The organism is Hydrogenophaga sp. (assembly GCF_030158645.1).
GTDB lineage: Bacteria > Pseudomonadota > Gammaproteobacteria > Burkholderiales > Burkholderiaceae_C > Hydrogenophaga.
In genome coordinates, this window is record NZ_JAOASO010000062.1 from 22,070 (window position 1) to 34,847 (window position 12,778).

11 protein-coding genes and 2 tRNA genes are annotated in these 12,778 nt (G+C 65.0%); 8 read left to right on the forward strand and 5 right to left on the reverse strand.

The features are described 5' to 3' along the window. Window positions 1-54 precede the first annotated feature (54 nt). The 4 genes from Q1W68_RS06325 (at window position 55) to Q1W68_RS06340 (ending at window position 2,400) form a co-directional block, all read left to right on the forward strand. Window positions 55-128, forward strand: a tRNA-Cys gene (locus Q1W68_RS06325). A 115-nt stretch (window positions 129-243) separates the two neighbouring features. After that, window positions 244-336, forward strand: a tRNA-Leu gene (locus tag Q1W68_RS06330). Window positions 337-376: 40 nt separating this feature from the next. Then, window positions 377-1,000: a DUF6806 family protein gene (locus tag Q1W68_RS06335; RefSeq protein WP_300715904.1), complete on the forward strand. Its 624-nt coding sequence runs from the start codon at window positions 377-379 to the stop codon at window positions 998-1,000. Between the two features lie 86 nt (window positions 1,001-1,086). Continuing rightward, entirely contained in the window at window positions 1,087-2,400 is a 1,314-nt protein-coding gene (locus Q1W68_RS06340; protein WP_300715905.1) for an MFS transporter, read from the forward strand. Here Q1W68_RS06340 and murI read toward each other — a convergent pair. After that, a complete protein-coding gene (gene murI / locus Q1W68_RS06345) occupies window positions 2,389-3,189 on the reverse strand; it encodes a glutamate racemase (RefSeq protein ID WP_300715907.1) in 801 nt (266 codons plus the stop codon). The two genes, Q1W68_RS06340 and murI, sit on opposite strands and share 12 nt — an antisense overlap. Further along, a complete protein-coding gene (locus Q1W68_RS06350) occupies window positions 3,186-4,739 on the reverse strand; it encodes a fumarate hydratase (protein WP_300715909.1) in 1,554 nt (517 codons plus the stop codon). Before Q1W68_RS06350 ends, murI begins: the two co-directional genes overlap by 4 nt. Window positions 4,740-4,873: 134 nt before the next feature. Here Q1W68_RS06350 and fumC point away from each other — a divergent pair, with 134 nt between their 5' ends. After that, window positions 4,874-6,259 (forward strand): class II fumarate hydratase, encoded by a 1,386-nt coding sequence (gene fumC, locus Q1W68_RS06355; protein ID WP_300662676.1) that lies wholly within the window; start codon window positions 4,874-4,876, stop codon window positions 6,257-6,259. Window positions 6,260-6,263: 4 nt separating this feature from the next. On the opposite strand, the gene Q1W68_RS06360 is transcribed toward fumC, so the two are convergent. Further along, on the reverse strand, window positions 6,264-6,863 hold the full coding sequence (locus Q1W68_RS06360) for a TIGR00645 family protein (RefSeq protein WP_300662679.1): 600 nt from the start codon (window positions 6,861-6,863) through the stop codon (window positions 6,264-6,266). A 204-nt stretch (window positions 6,864-7,067) separates the two neighbouring features. On the opposite strand from Q1W68_RS06360, the gene acs reads away from it, so the two are divergent. Continuing rightward, window positions 7,068-9,062 (forward strand): acetate--CoA ligase, encoded by a 1,995-nt coding sequence (acs, locus tag Q1W68_RS06365; RefSeq protein WP_300715910.1) that lies wholly within the window; start codon window positions 7,068-7,070, stop codon window positions 9,060-9,062. Window positions 9,063-9,141: 79 nt separating this feature from the next. Here the strand turns inward: acs and Q1W68_RS06370 are convergent, their stop codons facing one another. Then, the gene (locus tag Q1W68_RS06370) at window positions 9,142-9,447 is read right to left on the reverse strand and encodes a c-type cytochrome (protein WP_300662685.1); all 306 of its coding nucleotides are present in this window, start codon (window positions 9,445-9,447) and stop codon (window positions 9,142-9,144) included. A gap of 124 nt (window positions 9,448-9,571) precedes the next feature. On the opposite strand from Q1W68_RS06370, the gene Q1W68_RS06375 reads away from it, so the two are divergent. Then, complete coding sequence (locus Q1W68_RS06375) at window positions 9,572-9,817, forward strand: TIGR04438 family Trp-rich protein (RefSeq protein ID WP_300662688.1); 246 nt, start codon at window positions 9,572-9,574, stop codon at window positions 9,815-9,817. Between the two features lie 6 nt (window positions 9,818-9,823). Here the strand turns inward: Q1W68_RS06375 and ilvD are convergent, their stop codons facing one another. Continuing rightward, window positions 9,824-11,530, reverse strand: coding sequence for a dihydroxy-acid dehydratase (ilvD, locus tag Q1W68_RS06380; RefSeq protein ID WP_300662691.1), 1,707 nt, complete (start codon window positions 11,528-11,530; stop codon window positions 9,824-9,826). 99 nt (window positions 11,531-11,629) lie between these two features. Between ilvD and Q1W68_RS06385 the strand changes: the two genes are divergently transcribed. Next, window positions 11,630-12,583 (forward strand): LysR family transcriptional regulator, encoded by a 954-nt coding sequence (locus Q1W68_RS06385; RefSeq protein WP_300651731.1) that lies wholly within the window; start codon window positions 11,630-11,632, stop codon window positions 12,581-12,583. Window positions 12,584-12,778: the final 195 nt, after the last annotated feature.

The following is a 12,778-nucleotide window of genomic DNA, read 5'->3' on the forward strand; positions in this document are numbered from 1 at the left end:
TGCTTCCCTTTTTTGTAGCCTTTTCAGATCGGCGCTTTCCGCGCTGACCCTGATGGCGCGATAGCAAAGCGGTTATGCCCCGGATTGCAAATCCGGTTAGTCCGGTTCGACTCCGGATCGCGCCTCCAGTATCACATGCAACCCCGCCAACAAGTTTGTTGCCGGGGTTGTTTCATTTGAATCGGGCGATCCTTGACGCTTGCAGGTCAGCGGGGTGTCTCCACCTGCGACAATCCACACTCGGCCTCGATGGTGAAATTGGTAGACACAGCGGACTTAAAATCCGCCGCCATCCCGAAAGGGAGCGTACCGGTTCGACCCCGGTTCGAGGCACCAGGCTAGGTTTTTTCCGGTTTCGCCGGTACAGTGAGTTTTCATGACCCGATACAACGCGCCCTTCGAGATCCACGTGCACGGCGATGTGCCTTTGCGCGATGACGTGGTCTTTGCCCAGATCCAGGACGCACTCAAGCCGCTGTGGGTCTATGCCGGCGCCAAGTCCTTGGCGGCCGCGGCCGAGAGCAGTTACGAAGACGAACCGGGCATCCGCTTCGACGCTGAATCCCATGTTCTGCAGATCTGCTGGACTGTGCCGGGTGACGAAGATTTCCGGCAGGTGATCGAAGAGGCCTGCATGGGCCTCAACGACATTGCGTCCACGGGCGCTCCGCTGGAGGTTTCGTTCTACGACGCCGAATTTGACGAAGAAGACGAGTCTTCCGAGGAAGAAGCGCGTGACGACTTCCTGATGTGTTTCGTGGGTCCGACCCCCGCAGCCATCATGCAGGTGCAGCGCGACCTGCTGGTGCAGGACGTGTTGCACATCATGGAGCGCCACTTCGACGCCTCCGAGCTGGGCGACGTGGTGGGCTCGATCGACAAGCTGTTCACCCAGCGCTTTGACGCCCTGGTGAATTCCATGCAACTGGGCAAACCCCCGCGCGGTTATGGTGGCCCATCGGGCCATGGTGGACCTCGCAAGCCGCGCCATTTGCACTGATCCGCGCCCGCGTGCGCCGGCCTGACACGCTCAGGCCCTAGACTGCGCTCCACGGTGGGATTCCGAACCCGCCGCCCGGAGTGCCGATGTCTTTCTTTTCCACCGATGCCCTGAACCCCGGCGTGCGCAAGCGCGAGGTGTTTGGCTGGGCGATGTTCGACTTTGCGAACTCGGGCTACACCACCGTGGTGTTGACCGCGGTGTTCGCTGCCTACTTTGTCGGGGCGGTGGCCGATGGCGCCGAGTGGGCAGCATTTGCGTGGACCGCGGCCTTGAGCCTGTCGCACCTGATCGTGATGGTCACCATCCCCGCCATGGGGGCCTGGGCCGATCAGCACGGGGCGAAAAAGCGGCTGCTGATGTTCACGACGGTGGGCTGTGTGCTGGCCACAGCGGCACTGGCCTGGGTGGGCCCGGGTGCGGTGGCGTTGGGCGTGGCGCTCATCGTGGTGTCCAACGTGTTTTTTGCCTGGGGCGAATCCCTGGTGGCGGCCTTCCTTCCAGAACTCGCCAAACCGGCTGCCATGGGCCGTGTGAGCGGCTGGGGCTGGAGCCTGGGGTACTGCGGCGGCATGCTGGCGCTCGGTTTGAGTCTGGCTTATGTGCTGTGGGCGCAAGCGCAGGGGCAGAAGGCCGCGCAGTTCGTGCCGGTGACCATGTTGATCACGGCGGCGGTGTTCGCCCTGGCTTCGATGTTCACGCTGGTCTTGCTGCGCGAGCGGGCAACCCCGCTGAAGGGCGTTTCGGACTCGGCCTGGCGCCAGTCGTTCAAGCAGTTGCGCAGCACGTTCCAGCAGGCGCGGCGTTACCAGGATTTCATGTGGTTGCTGGCCTGTGCAACGGCCTACCAGGGTGGCGTGGCGGTGGCGATCACGCTGGCGGCGATCTACGCCGAGCAGGTGATCGGGTTCGTGCAGCAGGAAACCATGGTGCTGATCTTCGTGCTCAACATCGCGGCCATGGTGGGTGCGTTCGCGTTCGGCTACTGGCAGGACCGCCTGGGCCACAAGCTCGCGCTGGGCATCACCTTGGTGGGCTGGGTCGCCACCTGCATCATTGCGGCTGTCACCACCACCAAGGGCGGCTTCTGGTACGCCGCGGCGATCGCGGGTGTGTGCATGGGGTCCAGCCAGTCGTCGGGCCGTGCCATGGCCGGCATGCTGGCGCCGCCGGGGCAGTTGGCCGAATTCTTCGGCCTGTGGACGTTTGCCACCCGCGTGGCCAGCATCATCGGGCCGCTGAGCTACGGCGCCATCACCTGGATGACCGGGGGCAACCAGCGACTGGCCATTGCGTCCACCGCCGTGTTGTTCGTGATCGGGCTGCTGCTGCTGATCCCGGTCAACATGCAGCGGGGCCGGGAGGCGGCGCTTCAACCGGCGAACGCTTCAGACCATTAATTTCGCTGCACGGGTTGGCAGGTCGAGCCAACGCTGGGCGGCCAACGACAGCGCCGCAGGATCGCCGGTGGACAAGAGCACCGGCGGTGTGGCGTTTGTACCCTTCGGGTCGGACATGTTCAGCACGTCGCGCGTGCGGCGCGCCACCGCTTCGCCCGTGTCGACCAGCGCCACGTCCGGCCCCAGCAATTGCGCCAGCGCATCGGCGGCAAAGGGGTAGTGCGTGCAGCCCAGCACCACGGTGTCCATGTCGCCCGGCGCGTGCTCGCGCAAGGCGGCCACATACCGCTCGCAGAGGGTTTGTTGGGCTGGCAGGTCATCGCGCTCAATGGCGTCGGCCAGGCCGTCGCAAGGCTGGCAGATGAAGTGCACGGGACTTGACGCGGTGTTTTCCAGTTGGGTGCGCAGGCGCGCGAAACGCTCGCTGTTGAGCGTGCCGCGCGTGGCCAGCACGCCGATGTGGCGCGTGTGGCTCGTGGCGGCAGCGGGCTTGAGTGCAGGCTCCACGCCCACGATGGGCAGGTCGGGGTGGGTGGCGCGCAGGCTGTCGATGGCCAGCGCCGTGGCGGTGTTGCAGGCGACCACCAATGCGTCGATCTGGTGGGTGCGGCGCAGCCAGGCGGTGATGCGTTCCGATCGGTCGGTGATTTCGGCCACCGTGCGCTCGCCATACGGCGCGTACGCGCTGTCGGCCACGTACACAAAACGCACCCCGGGCAACTCGCCCAGCAGGGCGCGCAGCACACTCAGGCCGCCCACCCCGCTGTCGAACACCCCGACGGTTTTCAAGCGGCGGCGACGCTGATGCCCTTGAACTCGCCGGTGGCAATGCGCTTCTGCCACTCGGCCGGGCCGGTGATGTGGGCGCTGGTGCCGCCCGAGTCCACCGCCACCGTCACCGGCATGTCGACCACGTCGAATTCGTAGATGGCTTCCATGCCCAGGTCTTCGAAGCCCACCACCTTGGCGTGCTTGATGGCCTTGGACACGAGGTAGGCCGCGCCGCCCACGGCCATGAGGTAGGCGCTTTTGTGCTGCTTGATGGATTCGATGGCCACAGGACCACGTTCGGCCTTGCCGATCATGGCGATCAGGCCGGTCTGCTCCAGCATCATGTCGGTGAAGCCGTCCATGCGCGTGGCGGTGGTCGGGCCGGCGGGGCCCACGGCCTCGTCGCGCACCGGGTCAACCGGGCCCACGTAGTAAATGACGCGGTTGGTGAAGTCCACCGGCAGTTTCTCGCCTTGGGCGAGCATGGTCTGGATGCGCTTGTGTGCGGCGTCGCGGCCGGTGAGCATCTTGCCGTTGAGCAGCAAGGTCTGGCCGGGCTTCCAGCTGGCCACCTCGGCCTTGGTCAGCTTGTTGAGGTCCACGCGCTGGCTCTTTTGCGTGTCGGGCACCCAGTTCACGTTGGGCCAGAGGTCCAGGCTGGGCGCTTCCAGGTACACCGGGCCGCTGCCGTCGAGCACAAAGTGCGCGTGACGCGTCGCGGCGCAGTTGGGGATCATGGCCACGGGCTTGCTGGCCGCGTGCGTGGGGTACATCTTGATCTTGATGTCGAGCACGGTGGTGAGGCCGCCCAGGCCCTGCGCGCCGATGCCCAGCGCATTGACCTTCTCGTAAAGCTCCAGGCGCAGCTCTTCCACCTGCGTGAGCTTCTCGCCCTTGGACGCCTTGGCTTGCAGCTCGTACATGTCGATGTCGTCCATCAGGCTCTCTTTGGCCATCAGCACGGCTTTCTCCGCGGTGCCGCCGATGCCGATGCCCAGCATGCCCGGCGGGCACCAGCCGGCGCCCATGGTGGGCACGGTTTTCATCACCCAGTCAACCACCGAGTCGCCGGGGTTGAGCATGATCATCTTGCTCTTGTTCTCGCTGCCGCCGCCTTTGGCGGCCACGGTCACTTCCAGCGTGTCACCGGGCACGAGCTCGGTGAAGATCACGGCGGGCGTGTTGTCCTTGGTGTTCTTGCGCGCGAACTGCGGGTCGGCCACGACCGAGGCGCGCAGCTGGTTGTCGGGGTGGTTGTAGCCCTGGCGCACGCCTTCGTTGATGGCGTCTTCCAGGCTGCCGGTGAAGCCGTCGAGCCTCACGTTCATGCCCACCTTGAGGAACACGTTGACGATGCCGGTGTCCTGGCAAATCGGGCGGTGGCCGGTGGCGCTCATCTTGCTGTTGGTCAGGATCTGAGCGATGGCGTCCTTGGCGGCGGCGCTCTGCTCGCGCTCGTAGGCGCGGGCCAGGTGGGCGATGTAGTCGGCCGGGTGGTAGTAGCTGATGTACTGCAGGGCGGCAGCGACGGATTCGATCAGGTCGTTCTGGCGGATGCTCGTGGTCATGGCGGTGGGGGTGTTGGTGTCGGGTGCTGTTGCCGTGGGGGCCGAACTGACGCAGGGGGATGCACAGTCTGCTACGGTGGGCCAGCCGGTATTTTGACAGGTCGTCCCAACGCCGGCTGACACAGGAGAGCGCCATGAAGACCCGGATTGAACGCGACACCATGGGCGAGGTCGCCGTGCCTGCCGAACGCCTCTGGGGCGCACAGACGCAGCGCTCGCTGCAGAACTTCGACATCTCGGGCGAGCGCCAGCCGCTGGAGCTGATTCGCGCGCTGGCGCAGGTCAAGCGGGCGTCGGCCGTGGTGAACCACGCGCTGGGTCTTCAGGAAGCGAAGAAGACCGAGGCGATCGTGGCCGCCGCCGACGAGGTGATTGCCGGGCGCCACGGGGCCGAGTTCCCGTTGGTGGTGTGGCAGACCGGATCGGGGACCCAGACCAACATGAACCTCAATGAGGTGCTGGCCAACCGCGCCAGCGAGTTGCTGGGTGGCGAGCGCGGGGAAGGGCGCCTGGTGCACCCCAACGACGACGTGAACCGCAGCCAGTCGAGCAACGACGTGTTCCCCACCGCCATGCACGTGGCGGCGGTGGACGCGATCACGCACCGGCTTCTGCCTTCGATGGCGTTGCTGCGAAGCACCCTCGCTCAGAAGGCCGCCGAATTCAATGACATCGTGAAGATCGGTCGCACCCACCTGCAGGACGCCACACCGCTGACTTTGGGGCAGGAGTTCTCGGGCTGGGTGGCACAGCTCGCGCACGGCGAGCGGCATGTGCAAGCTGCGCTGCCGCACTTGTGCGAGCTCGCCTTGGGCGGCACGGCGGTGGGCACGGGACTGAATGCGCCCACCGGCTACGCCGAGGCCGTGGCGGCCGAGCTAGCGCGGTTGACCGGCCTGCCTTTCGTGACCGCTCCGAACAAGTTCGAAAACATGGCCAGTGTCGATGCCCTGGTGCATGCCCACGGCGCCCTCAAAACCCTGGCTGCCAGCCTCAACAAGATCGCCAACGACGTGCGCTGGCTGGCCAGCGGTCCGCGCAGCGGGATCGGCGAGCTGAGCATTCCGGAGAACGAGCCGGGCTCTTCCATCATGCCGGGCAAGGTCAATCCGACGCAGAGCGAGGCGGTGACCATGCTCTGCGCGCAGGTGATGGGCAACGACGTGGCGATCAACATTGGTGGTGCCTCGGGCAACTTTGAGCTCAATGTGTTCAGGCCCCTGGTGGCGCACAACTTCCTGCAGAGCGTGCGCCTGCTGGCCGACGGCATGAAGAGCTTCAACGACCACTGCGCCGTGGGCATCGAACCCAACCGCGAACGCATCCAGGCGCTGGTGGATCGGTCACTCATGCTGGTGACCGCGCTCAACCCGCACATCGGCTACGACAAGGCCGCGCAGATCGCGAAAAAGGCGCACAAGGAGGGCACCAGCCTGCGCGAGGCGGCACTGGCATCGGGCCATGTGACGGCCGAGCAGTTCGACCAGTGGGTGCGCCCCGAGCAGATGGTGGGGCGCTGAAACTTCAGTGCGAGCGACCGGCCGGTGGCTGCATCAGTTTGTCGGTCATGGCAATCGCCATGGCGCTGAGCAGGAACACCACATGGATGATGGTCTGCCACATCAGCACCTGCTCGGTGTAGTTGGCGGCGTTGATGAAGGTCTTGAGCAGGTGGATGGAGCTGATGCCGATGATGGCGGTGGCCAGCTTCACCTTCAGCACGGAAGCGTTCACATGGCTCAGCCACTCGGGCTGGTCGGGGTGGTTTTCCAGGTGCATGCGGCTCACGAAGGTTTCATAGCCGCCGATGATCACCATGATCAGCAGGTTGGAGATCATGACCACGTCGATCAGTGCCAGCACCACCAGCATGATCACGGTTTCGTTGAGACCAGTGAGCTGCACGTCGGTCTTGTAGCCGATGCTGCTCACCAGCTTGTCGAGCGCGACCTGGCTGCCAAACGCCGCTTCGACCAGATGCACGAGTTCCACCCAGAAGTGAAAAACGTAAATGCATTGCGCTGCGATCAGGCCGATGTAGAGCGGCAACTGCAACCATCGGCTGGCAAAAATCAGGTTGGGCAAGGCCCGGATCTGGACGGGCGTTTTGACAGGGTCGGTCATGGGAGAAGGGCGATGCGCCGGGAGCCCGGGGCGGGCGGCCACAAGGCGCCCGTATTGTAGGGTGGCACCTGCAGCGGGCACGGGTTTGTACCGTTGCCCCTGCGCGCCCGAACGGGCACGTTGCATGTCATGTAAGTGGCTCGTAAGAGCCCGTGCCCACAGTCGTCGACTGATTCGAATTCACAACACCCGAGGAGACTGCCCATGTCCACACCTTCGTCGTCCATCCAATCCACCCTGGTCGAAAACCGCGTTTTTGAACCCTCCGCGGCCACCGTCAAGGCCGCGCGCGTCTCGGGCATGGCGGCTTACCAGGCACTGTGCGACGAGGCCGACAAGGACTTCGAAGGCTTCTGGGCCCGCCTGGCCCGCGAGACGTTGACCTGGCACAAGCCCTTCACCAAGACGCTGGACTCGTCCAACGCCCCGTTCTACAAGTGGTTCGAAGACGGCGAACTCAACGCCTCCTACAACTGCCTGGACCGGCACATGGGCACGCCGGTGGAGAACAAGACCGCCATCATCTTTGAAGCCGACGGCGGCGAGGTGACCAAGGTCACTTACAAGGAATTGCTGGCCAAGGTCTCGCGCTTTGCCAATGCGCTCAAGGCGCGCGGCGTGAAGAAGGGCGACCGTGTCGTCATCTACATGCCCATGACGGTGGAAGGCGTGGTGGCCATGCAGGCCTGTGCGCGCATCGGCGCCACGCACAGCGTGGTGTTCGGCGGCTTCTCCGCCAAGGCGCTTCAGGAGCGCATTCAGGACGCCGGTGCCGTGGCCGTGATCACCGCCAACTACCAGCTGCGCGGGGGCAAGGAGTTGCCGCTCAAGTCCATCGTCGATGACGGCATCGCCATGGGCGGCTGCGAGTGCATCAAGAACGTGATCGTGTTCCAGCGCACACCCACCGCCTGCAACATGGTGGCGGGGCGCGACAGCTTCATGCACGAGGTGATGGCCAGCGAGTCCGATGTGTGCCCCGCCGAAATGGTGAGCGCGGAACACCCGCTGTTCGTGCTCTACACCTCCGGCTCCACCGGCAAGCCCAAGGGCGTGCAGCACAGCACCGGCGGCTATCTGCTGTGGGCCAACCTCACGATGAACTGGACCTTCGACCTGAAGCCCGACGACATCTTCTGGTGCACCGCCGACATCGGCTGGATCACCGGCCACACCTACGTGACCTACGGCCCGCTGGCCGCTGGCGCCACGCAGATCGTGTTCGAAGGGGTGCCCACCTACCCGAACGCAGGGCGCTTCTGGCAGATGATCGAGAAGCACAAGTGCACCATCTTCTACACCGCGCCCACGGCGATCCGTTCGCTGATCAAGGCGGCCGAGGGTGACGAAAAAGTGCACCCCGCGCGCTCCGATCTGTCCAGCCTGCGCCTGCTCGGTTCGGTGGGTGAACCCATCAACCCCGAGGCCTGGATGTGGTACTACAAACACGTGGGTGGCGAGCGCTGCCCCATCGTGGACACCTTCTGGCAAACCGAAACCGGTGGCCACATGATCACGCCGCTGCCGGGCGCCACGCCCCTGGTGCCGGGCTCGTGCACGCTGCCGCTGCCGGGCATTGCCGCCGCGATCGTGGACGAAGCCGGTATCGATGTGCCCAACGGCTCGGGCGGCATCCTGGTGGTCAAGAAACCCTGGCCGTCGATGATCCGCACCATCTGGGGCGACCCCGAGCGCTTCAAGAAGAGCTACTTCCCCGAAGAGCTCAAGGGCTACTACCTGGCCGGCGACGGCGCGGTGCGCAGCGCCGACCGTGGCTACTTCCGCATCACCGGTCGCATCGACGACGTGCTCAACGTGTCGGGCCACCGCATGGGCACGATGGAGATCGAATCGGCCCTGGTGAGCAAGACCGATCTGGTGGCCGAAGCCGCCGTGGTGGGCCGTCCGGACGATTTGACGGGCGAGGCCATCGTGGCCTTCGTGGTGCTCAAGCGCTCGCGCCCCACCGGCGAAGAGGCCAAGGCCATCGCCAAGGTGCTGCGCGACTGGGTGGGCAAGGAGATCGGCCCGATCGCCAAGCCCAAGGACATCCGCTTCGGCGACAACCTGCCCAAGACCCGCAGCGGCAAGATCATGCGCCGCCTGCTGCGCTCGATTGCCAAGGGCGAGGCGATCACGCAGGACACCTCCACCCTGGAGAACCCGGCCATCCTGGATCAGTTGTCGGAGAACAACTGATCGCTCGGGACTTCGGTCCCGTGCAGGCAACAAAAAACCCGCTGTCTCCAGCGGGTTTTTTTGTGGGCGGAAACAGAGATTACTTCTGGCTCAGAACCCAGGCCGACAGTTTCTTGGCATCGGCTTCGCTCACCTGCGTGTTCGCGGGCATGGGGATCGCACCCCACACACCGGAGCCGCCTTTGATGATCTTGGTGGCCAGGGCATCGACCGCCTTGGCGTCGCCCGCATACTTCTTGGCCACATCCTTGTACGACGGTCCCACCAGCTTCTTGTCCACCGCGTGACAGGCCATGCAGTTCTTGCTTTTGGCCAGGGCTTCGTCGGCGAAAGCGGGAGCGGCCAGCGTGGTCATGGCGGCCATAATCAGGAGAGCGCGTTTCATGGGGTGGTCCTTGTGAGTGAATGCTGAAGTCGGCACAGGCCGGATTTTAGCGAGGCAGGTGGCCGACGAAACGATCGCTTACAGATTCTTGCCCCACTTTGTCGGACCTTTACTGGAGCGTGTGATGTATTTGCTGATCCTGGGCGTCATCCTGATGTTGATGAAGTACCTCGGCGTGGAGTTCATGGCCAGCGTCTCCTGGTGGTGGGTGTTGACCCCATTTGCGCTGGCGGTGGTCTGGTGGGCCTGGGCCGACGCCACGGGCTACACCAAGCGCCGCGAGATGGACAAGATGGACAAGAAGAAACAGGACCGCATCGACAAACAGCGCGAGAACCTTGGCATCAAGACCAAGCGTCGCTCGCGCTGAACCCCATCAATAGTTGTCTAGCACCGCGCCCTTGCTGGCGCTGGACGCGTTGAACGCAAACTTGGCCTGCACGCCGCGCGTGTAGCGCGGCGCTGGTGCCGTCCAGGCGGCGCGGCGCTTTTCGATCTCGGCCTCGGGCACATTCAGCTCCAACAGCAATTTGTGTGCGTCGATGGTGATGCTGTCGCCTTCGTTCACGAAGGCGATGGTGCCGCCTGCCGCGGCTTCGGGCGCCACGTGCCCCACCACCATGCCCCAGGTGCCGCCGCTGAAGCGACCATCGGTGATCAGGCCCACGCTTTCGCCCAGACCCGCGCCGATCAGCGCGCCCGTGGGTGCCAGCATTTCCGGCATGCCCGGGCCGCCCTTGGGGCCGAGGTAGCGCAGCACCATCACGTCACCCGCCTTGATCTTGCCGTCCAGGATCGCCTGCAGGGCCGACTGCTCGTCGTCGAAGACGCGCGCCGGGCCGGTCATCACCGGGTTCTTCAGGCCGGTGATCTTGGCCACCGCGCCTTCGGGGCTGAGGTTGCCCTTGAGGATGGCGAGATGGCCGTGTTCGTACATGGGCTTGTCGATCGGGCGGATCACGTCCTGGTCGGCGCGCGGTGCATCGGGCACGTCCTTGAGCACCTCGGCAATCGTCTGGCCGCTGATGGTCAGGCAGTCGCCGTGCAGCAGACCGGCGTTGAGCAGCACCTTCATGACTTGTGGAATGCCGCCGGCCTTGTGCAGGTCCACGGCGAGGTACTTGCCACTGGGCTTCAGATCGCACAGCACCGGCGTCTTCTGGCGCACGCGCTCGAAATCGTCGATGGTCCACTCGACGTCGGCCGCGTGGGCAATGGCCAGGAAGTGCAGCACCGCGTTGGTGGAACCGCCGGTGGCCATGATCACCGCCACGGCGTTCTCGATGGCCTTCTTGGTCACGATGTCGCGTGGCTTGATGTCTTTCTTGATCGCCTCGATCAGCACCTTGGCCGACTCTTTCGCCGAGTTCATCTTCTCGTCGTGCGGGTTGGCCATGGTGCTGGAGTAGGGCAGCGAGATGCCCAGTGCTTCAAACGCCGAGGACATGGTGTTGGCGGTGTACATGCCGCCGCACGAGCCGGTGCCGGGGATGGCGCGCATCTCGATCTCGCGCAGGTCTTCGTCGCTCATGTTGCCGGCGGCGTTCTGGCCCACGGCTTCGAACACGCTGACGATGTTGAGGTCCTGTCCCTTCCAGTGGCCCGGGAGGATGGTGCCGCCGTACACGTAGATGGCCGGCACGTTGGCGCGCAGCATGCCCATCAGGCCGCCGGGCATGTTTTTGTCGCAGCCGCCGACCACCACCACGCCGTCCATCCACTGGCCGCCCACGCAGGTCTCGATGCAGTCGGAGATCACCTCGCGGCTGACCAGCGAGTACTTCATGCCTTCGGTGCCCATGGCCATGCCGTCCGAGATGGTGGGTGTGCCAAACACCTGCGCGTTGCCGCCGGCCTCTTCGATGCCGGCGATGGCCGCGTCGGCCAGCTTCTGCAGGCCGGAGTTGCACGGCGTGATGGTGCTGTGGCCGTTGGCCACGCCCACCATGGGTTTGACGAAGTCGCCTTCCTCGTAGCCCATGGCGTAGTACATCGAGCGGTTGGGCGCCCGCGACTTGCCTTGCGTGATGTTGGCGCTGCGGCTGTTGATGGGCTTGATCGGGATGGTTTTGCTGTCGGCCATGGGTCTTGTCTCGTGGGGTGGGGAAAAGAGCGCCAAGTATGCGGCAGCCCCTGGGCACTTTCCAATTGCTTTGAGGGGATGGTTTGATACGCTAGGCGTATGAATGAGCCATCCAGATCGCTGCGCATTGAATTGCGCCAGTGGCGCCAGTTCGTCGCCTTGGCCGAGGAGCTTCATTTCGGCCGTGCCGCCGCGCGCCTGCACATGACCCAGCCGCCGCTGACCCAGGCCATCGCCGGTCTGGAGACCGCCTTGGGCGTGCGCCTGTTCGAGCGCACGCAGCGCAGCGTGCACATCACGCCGGCCGGCGCGGCACTGTTGCCCGAGGTTCGCGAGTTGCTCGCTCGCGCGCAGGCCCTGCCCGGGCTGGCGCGCGCCGCCGCAGCCGGCGAGCTGGGGCGGCTTCGGCTGGCCTTCGTGTCCACGGTCGGTTTTGATCTGCTGCCACGGTGGGTGCGGGCATTTCGCGAACGCTGGCCGCAGGTCGCGCTGGAACTGATCGAGGCCACGGGCGATGTGCAGCTGGAGCTGCTCGCGCGCGGCGAGGTGGACGCCGGCTTTGTGTTGCATTCGCCCGGTTTCACCGCTCCGGGACTCGCCCAGGCGCTGATTGCCAGCGAACCGTTGGTGGTGGCCTTGCCCGAAACCCACCCGTTGGCGGCCGAGGAGCGACCTTCGCTCAAAAGCCTGCTGGCCGAGCCGCTCGTGATCTTTCCCCGCCGCATCCTGCCTTCGCTGTTCGACGCGATCTTTGCGCTCTACAACGCGGCCGGCCGCGTGCCGCAGGTGTCACAAGAGGCCATCCAGATGCAGACCATCGTGAACCTGGTGTCCGCGGGATTGGGCATCGCCTGGGTGCCGCAGAGCGTGCGCCAGTTCCAGCGGCCCGGTGTGGTGTACCGGTCGGTGGCCTGGCCGCGGGGGAGGGCGGTGCCGGCGTGCGAGACCAGCCTGGTCTGGCGTGAGGATGCCGTGAGTCCGACGCTGGCGCATTTCATCGGCTTTGCGATCGAGACTCCAGGAAGCACCCCTGCGCGGGTCGCTGTTCTTTGAGGGCGCTGTTCGATCTGGTGCAGGACGTGTGGTTGGGCCACTTGCGGGTGGCCGAGCGACTGGCTCTCCAGTCCCTGCTGAGGGTTGACCAGCCGGCGCACGGAGAATCAGGGCGGCGACGGCCTGCGCTGACGATCGAAGTTTCAGTTTCTCAAGCCGCAGCCGAAATTGATCGGGGGGGTGATCGGAGGCGAA